The 17,849-nt window shown below is 68.2% G+C and carries 15 protein-coding genes; 5 read left to right on the forward strand and 10 right to left on the reverse strand.

Annotated features, from left to right (window positions below; genetic code table 11):
* Window positions 1-11: 11 nt before the first annotated feature.
* Entirely contained in the window at window positions 12-923 is a 912-nt protein-coding gene (locus tag PVW48_RS08865) for a PAS domain-containing protein (protein WP_012179633.1), read from the forward strand.
* Here PVW48_RS08865 and PVW48_RS08870 read toward each other — a convergent pair.
* Entirely contained in the window at window positions 896-1,504 is a 609-nt protein-coding gene (locus tag PVW48_RS08870) for an SH3 domain-containing protein (protein ID WP_274581246.1), read from the reverse strand. The two genes, PVW48_RS08865 and PVW48_RS08870, sit on opposite strands and share 28 nt — an antisense overlap.
* 133 nt (window positions 1,505-1,637) lie before the next feature.
* On the opposite strand from PVW48_RS08870, the gene PVW48_RS08875 reads away from it, so the two are divergent.
* Entirely contained in the window at window positions 1,638-2,624 is a 987-nt protein-coding gene (locus tag PVW48_RS08875; RefSeq protein WP_012179631.1) for a 2-hydroxyacid dehydrogenase, read from the forward strand.
* Window positions 2,625-2,709: 85 nt separating this feature from the next.
* A complete protein-coding gene (locus tag PVW48_RS08880; protein WP_012179630.1) occupies window positions 2,710-3,048 on the forward strand; it encodes a carboxymuconolactone decarboxylase family protein in 339 nt (112 codons plus the stop codon).
* A gap of 12 nt (window positions 3,049-3,060) precedes the next feature.
* Here the strand turns inward: PVW48_RS08880 and PVW48_RS08885 are convergent, their stop codons facing one another.
* On the reverse strand, window positions 3,061-3,654 hold the full coding sequence (locus tag PVW48_RS08885; protein WP_012179629.1) for a Hint domain-containing protein: 594 nt from the start codon (window positions 3,652-3,654) through the stop codon (window positions 3,061-3,063).
* Window positions 3,655-3,923: 269 nt separating this feature from the next.
* Window positions 3,924-6,419: a GcvT family protein gene (locus PVW48_RS08890; RefSeq protein ID WP_274581078.1), complete on the reverse strand. Its 2,496-nt coding sequence runs from the start codon at window positions 6,417-6,419 to the stop codon at window positions 3,924-3,926.
* A 236-nt stretch (window positions 6,420-6,655) separates the two neighbouring features.
* On the opposite strand from PVW48_RS08890, the gene panB reads away from it, so the two are divergent.
* Window positions 6,656-7,477 (forward strand): 3-methyl-2-oxobutanoate hydroxymethyltransferase, encoded by an 822-nt coding sequence (gene panB / locus PVW48_RS08895; protein WP_274581079.1) that lies wholly within the window; start codon window positions 6,656-6,658, stop codon window positions 7,475-7,477.
* 168 nt (window positions 7,478-7,645) lie between these two features.
* Window positions 7,646-7,840, forward strand: coding sequence for a YgaP family membrane protein (locus PVW48_RS08900; RefSeq protein WP_012179626.1), 195 nt, complete (start codon window positions 7,646-7,648; stop codon window positions 7,838-7,840).
* Between the two features lie 84 nt (window positions 7,841-7,924).
* Here PVW48_RS08900 and PVW48_RS08905 read toward each other — a convergent pair whose 3' ends face one another.
* From PVW48_RS08905 to xdhA, 7 genes are all read right to left on the reverse strand, one after another.
* Complete coding sequence (locus PVW48_RS08905) at window positions 7,925-9,022, reverse strand: BMP family ABC transporter substrate-binding protein (protein ID WP_443112670.1); 1,098 nt, start codon at window positions 9,020-9,022, stop codon at window positions 7,925-7,927.
* A 158-nt stretch (window positions 9,023-9,180) separates the two neighbouring features.
* Complete coding sequence (locus tag PVW48_RS08910; RefSeq protein ID WP_012179624.1) at window positions 9,181-10,107, reverse strand: ABC transporter permease; 927 nt, start codon at window positions 10,105-10,107, stop codon at window positions 9,181-9,183.
* Between the two features lie 22 nt (window positions 10,108-10,129).
* Window positions 10,130-11,215, reverse strand: a complete 1,086-nt coding sequence (locus PVW48_RS08915; RefSeq protein ID WP_012179623.1) for an ABC transporter permease — start codon at window positions 11,213-11,215, stop codon at window positions 10,130-10,132.
* Window positions 11,216-11,437: 222 nt separating this feature from the next.
* Window positions 11,438-12,973 carry an ABC transporter ATP-binding protein gene (locus PVW48_RS08920; protein WP_274581081.1) on the reverse strand — a complete coding sequence of 512 codons (1,536 nt, stop codon included), beginning with the start codon at window positions 12,971-12,973 and terminating at the stop codon, window positions 11,438-11,440.
* Entirely contained in the window at window positions 12,970-13,932 is a 963-nt protein-coding gene (gene xdhC, locus PVW48_RS08925) for a xanthine dehydrogenase accessory protein XdhC (protein WP_274581082.1), read from the reverse strand. Before xdhC ends, PVW48_RS08920 begins: the two co-directional genes overlap by 4 nt.
* Window positions 13,929-16,274, reverse strand: a complete 2,346-nt coding sequence (xdhB, locus tag PVW48_RS08930; RefSeq protein ID WP_274581083.1) for a xanthine dehydrogenase molybdopterin binding subunit — start codon at window positions 16,272-16,274, stop codon at window positions 13,929-13,931. Before xdhB ends, xdhC begins: the two co-directional genes overlap by 4 nt.
* Entirely contained in the window at window positions 16,271-17,722 is a 1,452-nt protein-coding gene (gene xdhA, locus PVW48_RS08935; protein ID WP_274581084.1) for a xanthine dehydrogenase small subunit, read from the reverse strand. The genes xdhB and xdhA overlap by 4 nt, the downstream gene beginning before the upstream one ends.
* Window positions 17,723-17,849 lie beyond the last annotated feature (127 nt).

The following is a 17,849-nucleotide window of genomic DNA, read 5'->3' on the forward strand; positions in this document are numbered from 1 at the left end:
AGTGTGCCACCATGCCCGAGAGCGTTCCCGACCCAGCCGTCCCCTCCGACCCCTCGGAAATCGCGGCGCTGAGCCGGGAGATCATCGAGGGACGGACCGATGCACTGCGGATGCTGTTCGCGGCCCAGGACGCCAGCGCACCGATCCTGATCTGGGACCCCCAGGCGCGCGACCTGCGCCACCCGGTGATCCGATCCTTCGCGGCCGAGTTGCGCAAGCTCTGCGGCGATGACGGGCGGTTGACCCTCGCGGCGTTCGAGGCGGCGGATCTGGCCCATTACAAGGGCTGGATGATGGTACTGGCGCCGGTGCGCGATGCAGAGGGGGCGCCGGTGGATTTCACTTATCTGCATTACGGCGACGAGGTTGCCGCGACCTATGGCCGGGATATGAGCGGGCGGCGAACCTCCGAGATTGGCGGCTATATCTCCAGCTTCTTCCGGGCACTCTACCAGGCGGTCATCGCCCGGGGGCAGTGGGTCAAGAGCCTGCATGAGCCGCCCTCGGACGTGTTCGCGCGGATCTGGCGGCGGTTGATCGTGCCGCTTTATGATACCGCGGGTGAGGTCGCGCAGCTGCTGGTGCTGAACGTGGCCGATAACGATCTGCGCGCCGGGCTGGAGGCGGTGCCGGACCCGGTCATGGTGGTGCGCCAGAACGGCAATGTGACCTTCGCCAACCGGGCGGCCCGGTCCCTGTTCGGAGAGCGGCAATTCCTCGGCGCGGCGATCAGCCTGGAGGCCTATTCCGGCCTCGTGCTCGATCTCAGCCAGCCGCAGGACGCGGTGGTGGACCGGCGGATGTTGACGGAAGAGACGCAGATCGGCGTCAACAACAACCTGATCGTGCATTTCCGGGTGACGCGGAGTGTGATCTACTACCGCGACCAGCTGTATTACCTGGTCATCGCCAAGCCGGAATAGGCCTCGCCTTCGGGCAGAGCGACGGGCGGCGGGGTGTGGGTCACGCCCCAGAGTTGGGCTTCCTGCATCCAGCCGCGGGTGCGCCCGACCCGGACCCGGCACCAGGCGTTCTCGCAGCCTTCAAGCCGGGCGATCACGCCGAGTTCGGCCCGTGCGCGGACCTGGGCATCTTCATTGGGCTGGCTCAGCACGGGGGCGAGATCTTCCTCGATGATCACCGTGCGCGCGCCGCTCAGCAACGAGTAGTGCATCCAGCCGCCCGCGCCGTCGCGGTCGCGTACCCGGCGCCAGTGACCGTACTCGCCGGTGATCTCCAGCGGCATGTTGCGGTGCTTGAACACCCAGTCGATCCGGTGGGTCAGGGACGGGCCACGGCGTACATTGCCCTCGGCGGCCTTCATCGACACGAAGCGCGGCAGGGGCAGGTTGGTCACCGGCCCGGTGCGCGGTTCGGCCTCGGCCGCGGTGGGCGCCGCGGGATCGGCGGCCCGGACCGGGCCGGCCACGGCGAGCGCCCCGGACAGCAGCACAAGCGTGACACACAGGACACGGAGACACCCGGCGGGCGCGCGGTGGATCATCTTGGGCCTCGACTGCTCGTGGGGCCGGAAAATCGGCCCGGTCATTTTATTGCGCGACGGGGTCTATCTGCTTGCCCCTGTTCTCCACTTATTGCCACTATGGCGCCAGATTGCAAAGTGTGGAGGTGGGCCGATGCCCGGTGAGCGCCTGAGTGTTGTCGTCACGCGACGGTTGCCCGAAGCGGTGGAAACGCGGCTGAAGGAGTTGTTCGACGTGGAGTTGAACGAGAGCGACACGCCGATGTCGCGCGACGCGCTGCAGGCCGCGATGCGGCGGGCGGATGTGCTGGTCCCCACGGTGAGCGACCATATCGACGGTGCGATGCTGGCCGGGGTTGGCGACAGGCTGAAGCTGATCGCGAATTACGGGGCCGGGGTGGATCATATCGACGTGGCCACGGCGCGGCAGCGCGGCATCCATGTCTCGAACACCCCCGGGGTTCTGACCGACGACACCGCCGACATGACGCTCGCCCTGATCCTCGCGGTGACCCGGCGCATTCCCGAGGGGCTCGCGCTGATGCAAACGGGGGCCTGGACCGGCTGGAGCCCCACGGCGCTGATGGGGGGACGGATCGCCGGGCGGCGGCTGGGTATCCTCGGCATGGGCCGGATCGGGCAGGCGGTGGCGCGGCGGGCCAAGGCCTTCGGGATGCAGATCCACTACCACAACCGTCGGCGGCTCCATAAGGGGATCGAGGAAGAGCTGGAGGCGACCTGGTGGGAGAGCCTCGACCAGATGGTGAGCCGGATGGACGTGATTTCGGTGAACTGCCCGCACACGCCGTCGACCTTCCATCTGATGAATGCGCGGCGGCTGAAGCTGATGAAGCCCTCGGCGGTGATCGTGAACACCTCGCGCGGGGAGGTGATCGACGAGAACGCCCTGACCCGGATGTTGCGCGCGGGCGACATCGCGGGCGCGGGGCTCGATGTGTTCGAGCATGGCCACGAGGTCAACCCGCGCCTGCGCGAGCTGCCCAACGTCGTTCTGTTGCCCCATATGGGCTCGGCCACGGAAGAGGGCCGCGCCGAGATGGGCGAGAAGGTGATCATCAACATCAAGACCTTCGATGACGGTCACCGCCCGCCGGACCTGGTGGTGCCGTCGATGCTCTGAGCCCGGCGGGGCGATTGATCGTGATCAAGGTGTGCGGCCTGCGGCCGGGTCATGTCCTGTTGGAAACATCGGAAGGGAGAATGGTATGGACTGGACGGCGTATATGGACGAGGTCCGTGGCGATCTGAGAACCCTGAACGCGGCGATCCCCGAGACCGCGCGGGGCTTCGGGGCGCTGACAAAGGCCTCCAAGGAGAGTGGGGAACTCGACCTCAAGACCCGCGAATTCGTGGCGCTCGGAATTGCCGTGTCGCAACGCTGCGCGCCCTGCATCGGGTTTCATGTGGAAGGGCTGGCCAAGGCGGGCGGCACCCGGCAGGAGCTGGCCGATGTGCTCGGCGTGGCAGTGCAGATGGGTGGTGGGCCGTCGCTGATGTATGCCGCGCAGGCGATGGCGGCCTGGGACGCGCTGGCCGAGAAGTGACCTGAGCGGGGCTCAGAGCGCGAGGCGCACGGGTTTGCTGCGCAGGTGCGGAAAGAGCCGCTCGAGGGCCTTGCGCGTGTCCTCGTCCATGTGACGCAGGCTTGACGCGTCGGGCGTCGCGCTTTCGACCAGCACGCCATTGACCATCAGTGCCTGGGGGCGGTCGAAGACCAGGCCGTGATAGATCGCGCCGTTGGCCGACATGTCCACGAAGATCTCGTCGAAATAGTCGGCCAGGCTGCGCGCGGTCAGGCGCAGGGTCGGGTCGGGGACGCTCTGCCCCAGCAGGTGGGCCGGCACGCGCACCGGGTGGTCCGGGGCAAGTGCGAGGCTGCGGACGGGCATCAGCGGGCCGAGGGCGCGCGGGGTCAGCCGGATCGGGGCGAGCGCGGGATCGGCGCGCATCTCGGCGAGCGACACCCGGGTGCGCAGGATGTGGCGCAGGGGTTGCAGCCCGTCGGAGCGCGTGACGATCAGGTCGCCGGGGCGCAGGAATTCCACCCGCCGCTCGCCGCAGGGGGTACGGACATGGGCATCGCAGGCAAGCCCGGTCAGTGCGGGTTTGGTCGCGGCCAGGGCCGCATCGACGCGGGTCATCAGGGTCATGGCGGTCTCCGGGGCCGCAAGAGAGAGTCGCGACCGGTATAGAGCGAAACCGTTAAATGTGACGAAACGGGGGAGCACGCGTGGTGCGGTCTGGACAAGTCCCGCGCCTTGTCGCCGCCGCTCAGCGTTCCGGCCGGGTGCTGGCAAGCGGTTTCGAAACCGCTTGGCACCTTACCCGTTTCGCGCCCCACGGCGAACGCGCCCGGCTGCGACGTCAGCGGCCTCCGGTAGGGATATGTCCGGACTTGGGCCCTTATGGAAGGCGCGCTTCAGCCGTCGGCGCGGATGGTGGCGTTTTGCGGGTCGAAGGGGCTGTCTTCGGTGACCTCCGCATCCCAGAGAGCGTTGAACATCCGGACCTTGAGTTTGGTCCCCGGGGCCGCGTGGTCGGGGGTGACGTAGCCCATGGCGATGGATTTGCCGAAGGCCACGGAGTAGCCCCCCGAGGTCAGGCGGCCGACCCGGGTGTCACCGGCATAGAGCGCCTCGCGGCCCCAGGGGTCGGCATCGTCCGGCCCGTCGATCAGCAGGGTGACGCAGCGCGACCGAATCCCGGTTTCCACCATCGCCGCCTTGCCGTGGAAGTCCTTGGACAGGTCCACGAAACGGTCCAGCCCGGCTTCCAGCGGAGTGGCGTCGCGGCCCAGTTCGGTGCCGAAGGCGCGGTAGGATTTCTCTTGCCGGAGCCAGTTCTGCGCCCGCGCGCCCACGGGTTTCAGGCCATGCGCCGCGCCGACGGCCATCAGTTGGTCCCAGAGATAGGTCTGCATCTCGATCGGGTGATGCAGCTCCCACCCCAGCGCGCCGGTATAGGCCACGCGGACGGCGCGCAGGGGGCACATGCCCAGCTCGATCTCGCGGGTGGCGAGCCAGGGGAAGCGTTTGTTCGAGAGGGCCGTCTCGGGGTCCGGGTCGCGGATCAGCGCCTTGAGGATGTCGCGCGCCCTCGGTCCGGCGAGGGCGAAGACGCCGGTCTGGGTCGTGGTGTCCTGCAGGGTGATGCGGCCAAAACGGGGCTCTGTGTCCTCGATTGCCTTGGTCAGAAAGTCTTGGTCATAGGCGTGCCAGGCCCCGGCGGAGATCAGGGTATAGTCGTCCTCGCCCGTTCGCAGGATCGTGTATTCGGTGCGGGTGGTCCCGGCCCCGGTCAGGGCGTAGGTCAGGTTGATCCGGCCCATGCGCGGCAGGGTGTTGGTGGTGAACCAGTCCAGGAACGCGGTCGCCCCCGGCCCCGACACCCGGTGCTTGGCAAAGGCGGTGGCGTCGATCAGCCCGGCGGTGCTTCGCACAGCCTCGGCCTCGGCCCGGGCATGGTCCCACCAGCCGCCGCGCCGGAAGGACCGCGCGTCGTGATCGAAGTTGTCGGGCGCGTCCAAGGGGCCGTAGTAATTGGGCCGTTCCCAGCCGTTGACCTGCCCGAACTGGGCGCCGAGCGCTTTCTGGCGGTCATAGGCGGGGGCGGTGCGCAGGGGGCGGCAGGCGGCGCGCTCTTCATCCGGGTGGTGCAGGATGAAGACATGGGCATAGCATTCCTCGTTCTTGGTCGCGGCATACTCGGTGGTCATCCAGGACCCGTAGCGGCGTGGATCCAGCGAGGCCATGTCGATCTCCGCCTCGCCCTCGGTCATCATCTGCGCGAGGTAGTATCCCGTGCCCCCCGCCGCGGTGATGCCGAAGCTGAAGCCTTCGGCCAGCCACATGTTGCGCAAGCCGGGCGCCGGGCCGACCAGCGGGTTGCCGTCGGGGGTGTAGCAGATCGGGCCGTTGTAGTCGTCCTTGAGCCCCACGGTTTCCGAAGTCGGAATCCGGTGGATCATGGACATGTATTCCTCTTCGATCCGCTCCAGATCGAGGGGGAAGAGGTCCGCGCGGAAGCTCTCGGGCACGGCGTATTTGAACCGCGCGGGCGCGCCCTGCTCGTAGGGGCCGAGGATCCAGCCACCGCGTTCCTCGCGCACGTACCATTTCGCGTCCGCGTCGCGCAGCACCGGGTGCTCGGGGTTGTCCTTGCGCCACTGCACCAGCGCCGGGTCGGGTTCGGTGACGATATACTGGTGTTCCACCGGGATCGCGGGGATCTTGATGCCCAGCAGTTGCGCGGTGCGCTGAGCGTGGTTGCCGGTGGCGGTCACCACATGCTCGGCGCGGATGACCTGCTGTTCGTCCGTGGGCACGAGGTTGCCGCCCCGGTCGGCCATCTTGGTCACCGTCACCGCCCAATGATCCCCCTGCCAGGCGTAGGCATCGACCTGCCACTTCCGCTCGATCGCGACCCCGTGCTGGCGCGCGCCCTTGGCCATGGCCTGGGTCACATCGGCCGGGTTTATGTAGCCATCGGTCGGGTGCAGGATCGCGCCCTTCAGATCCTCGGTCCGCACCAGCGGGTAGCGGTCCCTGATCTGGGCCGGGGTCAGCCATTCATGGGGGATGCCCACGGTCTCGGCGGTGGCGGCATAGAGCATGTATTCGTCCATCCGCGCCTGGGTCTGGGCCATGCGCAGGTTGCCCACCACCGCAAAGCCCGGGTTCAGGCCGGTCTCAGCCTCCAGTCCCTTGTAGAACTTCACCGAATAGTCGTGGATATGCGACGTCGCGTAGGACATGTTGAAGAGCGGCAAGAGCCCCGCTGCGTGCCAGGTGGAGCCCGAGGTCAGCTCATCACGCTCCAAGAGCAGCACGTCCCACCCCGCCTTGCCCAGGTGATAGGCGATCCCGGTGCCGACCGCACCGCCGCCCACGACGAGCGCCTTGACTTGGGTTTTCATGGGGCTTCCTCCGACTGTCCTGCGGGGCAGTCTACAGCGCTCTGCAAAGCATGGGGCGTTCAGCCGACCATGTCGGGCCGATTTGCGACAAGGCGGGATGTTTCGAGGGCCTGCGCGGGGGCTGGTGCCGGAGGGGCCGGGAGGGCGCCGGGCTGGCGCGCCGCAGGCTGCGCGGATAAGCGCGCTTGAGGGTGCGACGGACGTGGGGAAAGCTGCCCGAAACCGGAGGTTATCCCATGTCCGCACAGCCCCCAGAATCGGCCCCCATCCGCCGCCTGACCGTCCCCCAGATCGCCGCGCGCAAGGGGGCGGAGCCGATCGTGGCGCTCACCGCCTCCCATGTGCAGTTCGCGCGTATCCTCGATGCCCATTGCGATGTGCTGCTGGTGGGGGACAGCCTCGGCATGGTCAGCCACGGGTTCGAGACGACCCTGCCCGTGAGCCTGGAGTTGATGATCGCCCACGGGGCGGCGGTGGTGCGGGGCACGGCCCGGGCGCTCGTGGTGGTGGACATGCCCTTCGGCTCCTACGAGGAGAGCCCGCAGGTGGCCTTCCGGTCCGCGGCGCGGATCATGGCCGAGACCGGCTGTCAGGCGGTCAAGCTGGAAGGGGGCGCGCGGATGGCCGAGACGATTGGGTTTCTGACCGCGCGCGGCATTCCGGTGATGGCCCATATCGGGCTGACGCCGCAGTCCTCGAACACGCTCGGCGGGTTCAAGACGCAAGGTCGGGACGAAGACAGCTGGCCCCTCCACCATGCCGATGCCGCCGCCGTGGCCGAGGCCGGGGCGTTTTCCGTGGTGCTGGAGGGAATGGTCGAGCCCCTTGCGGCGCAAGTGTCTGCGGCCTGCCCGATCCCGACCATCGGCATCGGCGCCTCGGCGGCCTGCGACGGGCAGATCCTGGTGATGGAGGACATGCTGGGGCTGGGGGACTGGGCGCCGAAATTCGTGCGCAAGTTCGCCGATCTGCGCGGCGAGGTGGACCGGGCCGCGGGGGCCTATGCCGCCGAGGTACGCGCGCGCAGCTTCCCGGCCGAGGACGAGACCTACCGCTGAGGTTCGCTGCCGCGCCCGCGCGGTGCGCGCCCTGCTCCGGCGTGGTTCGGGAACACCGAAGGTTGCCGCCTGTGGCGCAGGAACCTTTGTGACCTTGTCACCGACGGGCGGCGCAGGATTGTGTAAGATCGGGTCAGGAAGTCGATTCAATCCAAGAGGAACACGTCCATGCCCAAGAATGAAGGTACCCTCGACCGCGCCCTGCGCGTCATCGCCGGTCTCGTCCTGCTGTCGCTGGTCTTTGTCGGTCCGCAAACCCTGTGGGGCCTGATCGGGATCGTCCCGCTGCTGACCGGGTTGGCGGGATACTGCCCGGCCTATTCCATGCTGGGGATCAACACCTGCCCGATGAAGAAGGGCTGACCTTCGCCATCCGTGGTTCGGGCCGTTGCATTAAGAAACCCGCCGTCGGGGTGACGGCGGGTTTCGTGTGTCTGGGGCGCGGGATCAGTTCGGGATGTCGCCGTCGATGCCCTCGATGTAGAAGTTCATGGTCAGGAGTTGCTCATCCGTGGCGACTTCGCCCTCGGCCAGGAAGACGCTGCCGTCCTGCTTCATGATCGGGCCGGTGAAGGGGTGGTATTCGCCCGCAGTGATGGCGGCGATCATGGCCTCGGCTTCGGCCTTGATGTCGGCGGGGACCTCGTCGGTGATCTCGCCGATCACGACCTCGCCCTCCGGCATCCCGCCCCAGCTTTCCATGCTCTCATAGGTGCCATCGAGCAGCTGGCCCACGCGCTTGATGTAGTAGGGGTTCCAGTTGTCGATGATCGACGCGATCCGCGGGGCGGGCGCGTAGGGCAGCATGTCGGAGGCCTGCCCGAAGGTGAAGACGCGGGTGCCCGCGGCGATGGCCTCTTCGGCGGCGGCCTGGGGGGCCGTCGAATCGGTGTGCTGGGTGATCACGTCGACGCCCTGCTCGATCATGGCGCGGGCGGCGTCGGCTTCCTTGGCCGGGTCGAACCAGGAGTAGACCCAGACCACGGTCAGTTCCACATCGGGGTTCACCTTCTGGGCGTGCAGGAAGAACGAGTTGATCCCCATGATGACCTCGGGGATCGGGTAGGAGGCGATATAGCCGATCTTGTTGGTCTCGGTCATCTTGCCCGCGATATGGCCGACCACGGCGCGGCCTTCATAGAACCGCGAATTGTAGGTGGTGACGTTCGGATGCTCGCGCTTGTAGCCGGTGGCGTGCTCGAATTGCACATCCGGGAAGCGGGCGGCCACGTTGTTGGTCGCGTCCATGAACCCGAAAGAGGTGGCGAAAATGATGTCCGCACCGGACAGGGCCATCTGGGTCATCACCCGCTCGGCATCGGCGCCTTCGGAAACGCTCTCCTGGAAGATGGTTTCGACCCTGTCGCCATACTCTTCTTCGATGGCCTGACGGCCCACATCGTGCTGGTAGCTCCAGCCGAGATCGCCGATCGGGCAGCAATAAATGAAGCCGACCTTGAGCGGCTCATCCTGGGCCGAGGCCATGCCGGCAAGGCCGGTAGCCACGGCAAGGGCGGCGCCCTTGAGTGCGAGACGGAAGTTCATACGCATGTTCCCTGTAAATCCGGTTCTTGTTCTGCGTCCCCGGGCGGACGCGGGTGACGGTCGCATCCTACAGGCCCCTGAGGGCGCGGCAAGAGGGGGCGGCGCCTGGCCTGCCGGATCGCTATGCGGGTGCCCGGAAAACGGGCAGTTCGCGCGGATCAGCTGGAGGCGTGGAAGCTGCGCCCGAGAGCGGCGGGCGCGTTGAGCGCGGTGCGCGTGCGGTCGCGGGACATCAGCACCAGCACCACAATGGTGATCACATAGGGGCTCATGGACAGAAGCTCCACCGGGATCTTGATGCCCGCGGCCTGCAGGTTGAGTTGCAGCACGCTGATCCCGCCGAAGAGATAGGCGCCGAGCACGATCCGCCAGGGCCGCCAGCTGGCGAAGACCACGATGGCCAGCGCGATCCAGCCCGCGCCGGCGGTCATGCCCTCGGTCCATTGCGGCACGCGCACGAGGCTCAGATACGCACCGCCCAAGCCCGCCAGCGCCCCGCCGAAGGCGATCGCCAGCAGGCGGATGCGCACCACCTTGTAGCCGAGCGCATGGGCGGCGTCGTGGCTTTCGCCCACCGCGCGCAGGATCAGGCCCGCGCGGGTATGGGCCAGCACGTACCAGACCGCCGCCACCAGCGCGATGGAGGCATAGACCATGGCGTCATGGGAAAACAGGATCGGTCCGACCACGGGCAGGTCCGCCAGCGGGCCGAAGGGCACCGCGGGCGTGGCCGGGGCCTTCAGCCCCACATAGCCCTGCCCGACAAGCGCCGAGAACCCCAGCCCGAAGAGCGTCAGCGCAAGACCCGTCGCCACCTGGTTGGACAGCAGAAACTGCGTCAGCACCCCGAAGATCATCGACAGGGCCGCCCCCGCCAGCGCCGCGCACAGAAAGCCGAGCAGGGGGCTTTCGGTCTCCACCGCGATGGCGAAGCCGCAGATCGCGCCGAAGATCATCATCCCCTCGACCCCGAGGTTCAGCACCCCCGCCTTTTCGCAGACCAGCTCGCCCAGGGCGGCCAGCAGGATCGGGGTGGAGGCTACGATCAGCGAGGCGATCAGGATGACCGGGTTGATGGCGTCCATCAGTCTGTTCCTTCCGGAGGGATCATGCCGGCGCGCCCTTGCCGATGCGGATGCGGTAGTTCGAGAGCACGTCGACCCCCAGCAGGAAGAACAGCAGCATCCCCTGGAAGGCCTGGATCGCGGCCGCGGGGATGCCCAGCATGAACTGCGCGAGTTCGCCGCCGATATAGGTCAACGCCATCAGCAGCCCCGCCAGCAGGATGCCGACGGGATGCAGGCGCCCGAGAAAGGCCACGATGATCGCGGTGAACCCGTAGCCCGAGTTGAAATCGATCGAGATCTGGCCGGCCGGGCCGGTCACCTCGAACAGTCCCGCCAGCCCCGCCAGCGCGCCCGAGACCCCGAGGCAGAGCGCGACCAGCATGGACGGGTTCACACCGGCAAAGCGCGCCGCCCGGGGCGCCTGGCCGGTGAGCTTGATCTGGTAGCCCAGGATATGGCGATTGAGCAGCACATAGGCCGCGATCACGGCGGCAAAGCCTGTCACCACGCCCCAATGCATGCCCGTCCCGGCGATCAGCTCGGGATTGGCCATGGCGTCGATCTGCGACAGGTTGCGCGAGCCCGGGAAGCCGCCGCCCTCGGGGCTGCGCAGGATACCCAGGGCCGCCGAGGCCAGCAGCGCCTCGGCCACGTAGACCAGCATCAGCGACACGAGGATTTCATTGGTCCCGAAGCGGATCTTGAGCACCGCGGGGATCATCGCCCAGGCCCAGCCCCCCAGCGCGCCCGCCACCACCATGGCCGGGAAGATCAGCGCGCTCTGCGTGGGATAGAAGGCCAGGCCGAGACCGGCGCCGCAGAGCGCACCCATGATGTACTGCCCCTCGGCGCCGATATTCCAGATCCCCGCCCGAAACCCAAGGCTGAGCCCGATCGCGATCAGGATCAGCGGCCCCGCCTTGATCAGCAGCTGCGGGCGCGAAAAAGCGGCGAATTGCTCGGAAAACAGCGGATCCCAGAAGATCGTGCGCAGGGCCTCGAACGGGTCCTTGCCGAGCGCCGCGAAGAGAATGCCGCCCGCGATCATGGTCAGCACCACCGCCACGACCGGGGTCAGCGCGGTCCAGAGCCGGGACGGGTTGGGACGCTTTTCGAGCCGGATCATCGGCGGCCGCCTCGGTCATCGCGTGGGACTGGCGCAAGAATTTTAAGTAAAATTCTTGCCGCTTCGCTGCGGGCGGCGGGCGCGGGCGGGACACGTATCGCCCCGCGTGCGGGCGAGCGTGTCGCGCACAGATCCCGTGGCGCCACCGCGTCGCAAGGCTGGGGGCCGCCGGCAGGGATATTCAGGGACTTCAGTTTGGCGCTCATGCCGCGGATGGAGCGGTCAGGCATGGAGGACCGCCTCCGCGTTCGGGTCGGGCAGGTCCATGTCATGGGCACCGCCCAGCATGAGCCCGATCTGCTCCACCGTCAGGCCCGCGGCGGGGACCTTGGCGCTCAGCCGTCCGCCGTTCAGCGCGGCGAAAGTGTCGGAGATCTCCATCAGCTCGTCCAGGTCCTGGCTGATCACCACCACGGCGGTGCCGCCCGCGGCCAGATCCAGGAGGGCCTGCCGGATCGCGGCGGCGGCGGAAGCGTCCACTCCCCAGGTCGGCTGGTTCACGATCAGCACCTCGGGCCGCTGCAGCACCTCGCGCCCGATCACGAATTTCTGCAGGTTGCCGCCCGACAGGGCCCGGGCCGCGGCCTCGGGGCCGGGGGTGCGCACATCGAAGGTTTCGATGATGCGTTCGGCAAAAGCCCGGGTTTTGGCCCAGTCGAGAAAGCCGTTGCGCGTCAGCTTCTCGCGCACCGACCCGGTCAGCAGAGCGTTTTCGGTCAGGCTCATGTCCGGGGCGGCGGCGTGGCCGAGGCGCTCTTCGGGGCCGCTGAGCACGCCAAGCTGGCGCCGCGCCGCCGGGCCGATCTTCGAGATTGGTGTGCCGTGCAAAAAGATCGCGTCCTCGGCCCGCCGCTCCCCCGAGATCGCCGAGAGCAGCTCGTCCTGCCCGTTCCCGGCCACCCCGCCGATGCCCAGCACCTCGCCCGCGCGCACCTCCAGCGAGATGTCGCGCAGGGGGGTGCCGAAGGGCGTCGTGGCCGGTTGCGACAGACCGCGCAATTCCAGCACCGGCGCGCCAAAGGCGTTGCCGGCCGATTTCGTCTGCTGCAGGGTCTTGCCGACCATCATCTCGGCCAGCTCGCGCGCCGATTTCTCCCGCGGGTCGCAGGTGGCGACTACCTTGCCCAGCCGCAGGATCGTGGCGCTGTCGCATAGCGCGCGGATCTCTTCGAGCTTGTGGGAGATATAGAGGATCGCTGTGCCCTCGTCGCGCAGCTTGCGCAGCGTCGCGAAAAGGATGTCGACCTCCTGCGGGGTCAGCACCGAGGTCGGCTCGTCCATGATCAGCAGCTTGGGCTCCTGCAGCAGGCAACGGATGATCTCCACCCGCTGGCGCTCGCCCGCGCTGAGCGTGCCGACCAGCCGCGACGGGTCCAGCGGCAGGCCGTAGGCCTGGCTGACCTGGGTGATCCGGGCGGCGAGGTCGCGCATCTTCGGCGGGTCCTCCATCCCGAGGGCGATGTTCTCGGCCACGGTCAGCGCCTCGAACAGGCTGAAATGCTGGAACACCATCGCCACACCGGCGCTGCGCGCGGCGCGCGGTTCTGGCGGGGCGAAAGGCACACCGCCAAAGGTCATGGTTCCGCTATCCGGGCGCACGAGGCCATAGATCATCTTGACCAGGGTGGATTTGCCCGCGCCGTTCTCGCCCAGCAGGGCATGGACCTCGCCCTCGGCGATTTCGAACGAGACGTCGTCATTGGCGACCACGCCGGGATAGGCCTTGGTCAGCCCCGCGACGCGCAAGAGGGCCGTCATCGGGCAGCGGCCTCAGCGGACGCAGGGTATGCGGAGGATTGCATCATCTGCCCGGAAAGTAGGCTGGAAGCCACGCCCACCGCAATGGCTTGTGGGTATTTGCCCAAGGCCGGGTCGCCAATCGGGCAGGTGATGCGCGAAATTTGGGCATCCGCATGGCCCAGCTGGCGCAGCCGCGACCGGAACCGCGCCCATTTCGTCGCCGACCCGATCAACCCGATCCCCGCCGCGGGCCGGGACAGCAGCGCATGGCACAGGGCGAGATCGAGCGCATGGGAATAGGTCAGGATCAGGTGCACCGCGTCCTCGGACGCGCGCCCCGCCGCCAGTGCCGGGTCGGCGGCGGGCAGGACCGTGACACCCGCGGGCAGGGCCTCTGGGAAACGCTCCGGCCCCGTATCCACCCATGTGATCGCGAAATCCGGCAGGGGGGCGAGCGTGTGTACCAGGGCCCGGCCCACATGTCCGGCCCCGTAGATCCAGAGCGGCCGTGTGGCGCGCGCCATCGGCTCCAGCACCCAGCCTGCGCGCAGGGTCAGCGACGCGGCATGCCCCTCGCCCCGGGCAGTGCGCAGCGCCTGGCGGACGCTGAGCGGCATCTCCGCCGGGCCACCGGGGGCGGGGCGGGCGAAGATCGCGCCCTCCATATGATCCAGCCGGGCCGCATCGAAGCGCTCGGTCAGCAGGGTCACCGCCCCGCCGCAGCATTGGCCCAGCCCCGGGCCGAGCGGCGCGTGGTCCAGCCGGTCGGTGCCGTCGCGCAGCACTATCCGGGCGCGGGCCGCGGCCTCGAATTCGAGCGCGCCGCCACCGATGGTGCCGGATTGCCCGTCCTCCCAGACCAGCATCGCCGCCCCCACCTCGCGCGGCACCGAACCCTTGATGCCTGCGACCACCACCCGGGCGACCGCGCCATGGGCGGCCACCGCGGCGCGCAGGGCGTCCGCGTCCAAGCTCATGCCCGCACCCGCTCGATCGCCCAGAGCAACCGCTCCGGCGTGGCGGGCGCGTCGAGTGCCGGATAGACCGTCCCGTCGCCGCAGGCCGCCACCGCGTCCGACAGAGCCATGAGCGCCGAGATGCCCAGCATCAGGGGCGGCTCCCCCACGGCCTTGGAGCGGTACACGGTCTCTTCGCGGTTCTCGCCCTCCCATAGTGACACGTTGAATACCGGCGGCGTGTCCCCGGTCGCGGGGATCTTGTAGGTGGCGGGCGCATGGGTGCGCAGCCGGCCCCGATCGTCCCAGACCAGTTCCTCCGTGGTCAGCCAGCCCGCGCCCTGCACATAGCCGCCCTCGATCTGCCCGATATCGAGCGCGGGGTTCAGGGAGGCGCCGCAATCATGCAGGATATCGGTGCGCAGGATGCGGTTCTCGCCGGTCAGCGTATCCACCACCACCTCGGTCACTGCCGCGCCATAGGCGAAGTAGAAAAACGGCCGCCCGGTGCCCTTGATCCGGTCCCAGACGATCTTGGGCGTCTTGTAGAACCCCGTGGCCGACAGGCTGATCCGGGCCATGTAGGCTTTCTGCACCGCCTCGGCGAAGCCATAGGTCGCGCCGCCCACATGGACGAGACCATCCGCGAAGCGCACCGTGGCCGGATCGGCCTGATGCTCCTCGGCGAGGAAGGCCGCGATCCGGTCGCGGATCGTGTCGCAGGCCGCCTGCACCGCCATGCCGTTCAGGTCCGAGCCCGACGAGGCCGCCGTGGCGGAGGTGTTGGGCACCTTGCCCGTATCCGTGGCGGTGATCTTCACCGCGCCGACATCGACCCCGAACCGGGCCGCGGCCACCTGTGCGACCTTCTGGAACAGGCCCTGCCCCATCTCGGTGCCGCCGTGGTTCATGTGGATCGAGCCATCGGTATACACATGCACCAGGGCCCCCGCCTGGTTGAGATGGGTCAGCGTGAAAGAGATACCGAACTTCACCGGCGTCAGCGCGATCCCGCGCTTGAGGATCGGGCTTTCGGAATTCCACGCCCGGATCTCGGCCCGGCGCACCCCGTAATCCGCGGTCTCGGCCAGCCGATCCGTCAACCCGTGCAGGATGAAATCCTCCACCTCCATGTGATAGGGCGTGGTCTGAACCGGCGGAGCCTCTGCTTTCTCAGGTCCGGAAATATCCTCGGGGGGTGTGGGGGGCAGACAGCCCCCCGCTTCGGCATAGTAATTCAGGCGCCGCACTTCGAGCGGATCGCGCCCGACCGCGAAGGCCACGTGATCGAGCACCCGCTCGATCCCGACCATGCCCTGCGGACCGCCGAAGCCGCGAAAGGCGGTGTTGGACTGGGTGTTTGTGCGCAGCCGGTGGGACCGGATCGAGACATGCTCCAGATGATAGGCATTATCCGCATGCAGCATCGCCCGGTCCGCCACGGGCAGGCTGAGGTCGAGCGACCAGCCGCAGCGGCAGTATTGCTCGAAGGCGAGCCCGAGGATGCGCCCCTCTTCGTCGATGCCGACCTTGTAGTCGATGCGGAAATCGTGGCGCTTGCCGGTGATGACCATGTCGTCATCGCGGTCATAGCGCATCTTGGCGGGCCGTCCGGTCAGGGCCGCAACCACCGCGCTGGCGCAGGCCAGCGCATTGCCCTGGCTTTCCTTGCCGCCGAACCCGCCGCCCATGCGGCGCACCTCCACCCGGACGGCGTTCATAGGCACGCCCAGGGCCTCGGCCACCTTGTGCTGGATCTCGGTCGGGTGCTGGGACGAGGAATGCACGACCATGTCGCCGCCTTCCTGCGGCAGGGCGAGTGCGGCCTGCCCTTCGAGGTAGAAATGCTCCTGCCCGCCGATCTCGATCCGCCCTTCGATCACCTTCGGGGCCGCGGCGAGCGCGGCGTCCGCATCGCCCTTGGTGTAATGGCGCGGGGCGTCCTCGAAGATCGCCCCGGCCGCAAGCGCGTCGTCGATGCTCAGAAGCGCCGGTTTTTCCGCATAGACGATCTTCGCCCGGCGCACCGCCTTGCGCGCGGCAAGATGGCTCTCGGCGGCCACCAGGAAAATGGGCTGGCCAACGTAATGCACCTGGCCCGTGGCCAGCATCGGCTCCGGCAGGGGCGAGGGGGAGACGTCGTTGTGATGCGGCAGGTCATCGGCGGTCAGAACCGCGACCACGCCCGGGGCGGCGCGCACCTCCGAGAGATCGATCGCGGTGATCTCCCCATGGGCAATCTCGCTCAGCCCGAAGGCCAGGTGCAGCGCATTGGCGGGGGTGGGAATGTCGTCGACATAGCGCGCCGCCCCGGTGACATGGAGCGCGGCGGCATCATGGGGCAGGGGTTTGGCGACGCTCATGACGCCACCTCCCGCAGGTCGGTTCGGGTGCCTTCGGTCTCGTGGAAATAGCGGACCAGCATGTTCTGCGCTGTCCGGAGCCGATAGGCCGCCGAGGCACGCATATCCGACATCGGCGCGTAGTCGTCGCCCATCCGCTCGGCGGCGGCGGTGACGGTCTCCAGCGACCAGGGGGCGGAGATCAAGGCTGTTTCAACAGCCTTGGCCCGGTGGGGCGTGCCCGCCATGCCGCCGAACGCGATGCGCGCCCCGGTCACCCGGCCTTCGGCCAGGGTGATGTTGAACGCGCCGCAGACGGCGGAGATATCCTGGTCCATTCGTTTCGACAGCTTGTAGACCCGCAAGCCGTCGTGGCCGCGCGGGATTGTGATCGCCTCGACGAATTCGCCCGGGGCGCGGTCCTGCTTGCCATAGGCGAGGAAGAAGTCTTCAAGCGGCATCTCGCGGCGGCCGTCGCCCTTGCGCAGGTGCAGGATGGCGCCGAGCGCGATGAGCGGCGGCGGGCTGTCCCCGATGGGCGAGCCGTTGGCGATATTGCCGCCCAGGGTCGCGGCGTTGCGCACCTGCACCGAGCCGTAGCGGCGCAGCATCTCGGCAAAGCTCGGGTGCTCCGCGCGGACGGTTTCCAGCAGCGCGGAAATCGTGACCATGGCCCCGAGCCGCCAGTGGGTGTCCGTGGTCTCGATCGTCTTGAGGTCGTCGCAGCGGTTCAGGAAGGCAATCGGGGCGAGCTCGCGCAGCTGTTTCGTGACCCACAGCCCCACATCCGTCGCCCCGGCCACGAGGGTGGCGTCGGGATGTTCGGCATACCATGCGGCGAGCGCGTCGGAGGAGCGCGGCTGCGCCCAGAGCGCATCCACGCCCGCCTCCGCGCCCGCTGTCGTGTCCTCCCGGACCGCGTTAAAGCTTGTGTCCTCCCGGACCGCCTTAAAGTTCTTGTCCTCCCGGACATGCGGCAGGGCGGGCTCGGCCATCCAGTCCGGCACCGGGGCTTCGGCGGCGGCTTCGGCGGCGCGCAGGATCGGGGCGTATCCGGTGCAGCGGCAAAGGTTGCCCGCCAGCTGGTCGGCGTGATCCGTTTCCCCCCTCGTGTGGGCGCAGGCCATGGCCGCGATGAAGCCGGGGGTGCAGAACCCGCATTGGGAGCCGTGATGGGCCACCATCGCCGCCTGCACCGGGTGCAGGCTGCCATCCGGGCCGCTGATCCCTTCGACCGTGTGCACCGCCTTGCCCTGCAGCTGCGGCAGGAACAGGATGCAGGCATTCAGGGTCCGCGGGCCGTCCGCATCGCTCACGATCACCGTGCAGGCCCCGCAATCGCCCTCGTTGCAGCCTTCCTTGGTGCCGGTCAGCCCGCGCCGTTCGCGCAGCCAGTCCAGCAAGGTGCGCGTGGGCGCCTCGTCTGCCACGCGCACGGTCTCTCCGTTCAGAAGAAACGTGGTCTCCATGAATATATTGCCCGCCGCGTTACCAGGTTGGGTCTCTGTCGTGCCCGGTCGATGCGGCGTAGACCGGGCCGTGAATGCACCCGAGGAAAGCGGGAAAAACCCAGTTTGGCAAGTGGGTTTGCAGGCG

Source organism: Dinoroseobacter sp. PD6 (assembly GCF_028807315.1).
Classification (GTDB): Bacteria; Pseudomonadota; Alphaproteobacteria; order Rhodobacterales; family Rhodobacteraceae; genus Dinoroseobacter; species Dinoroseobacter shibae.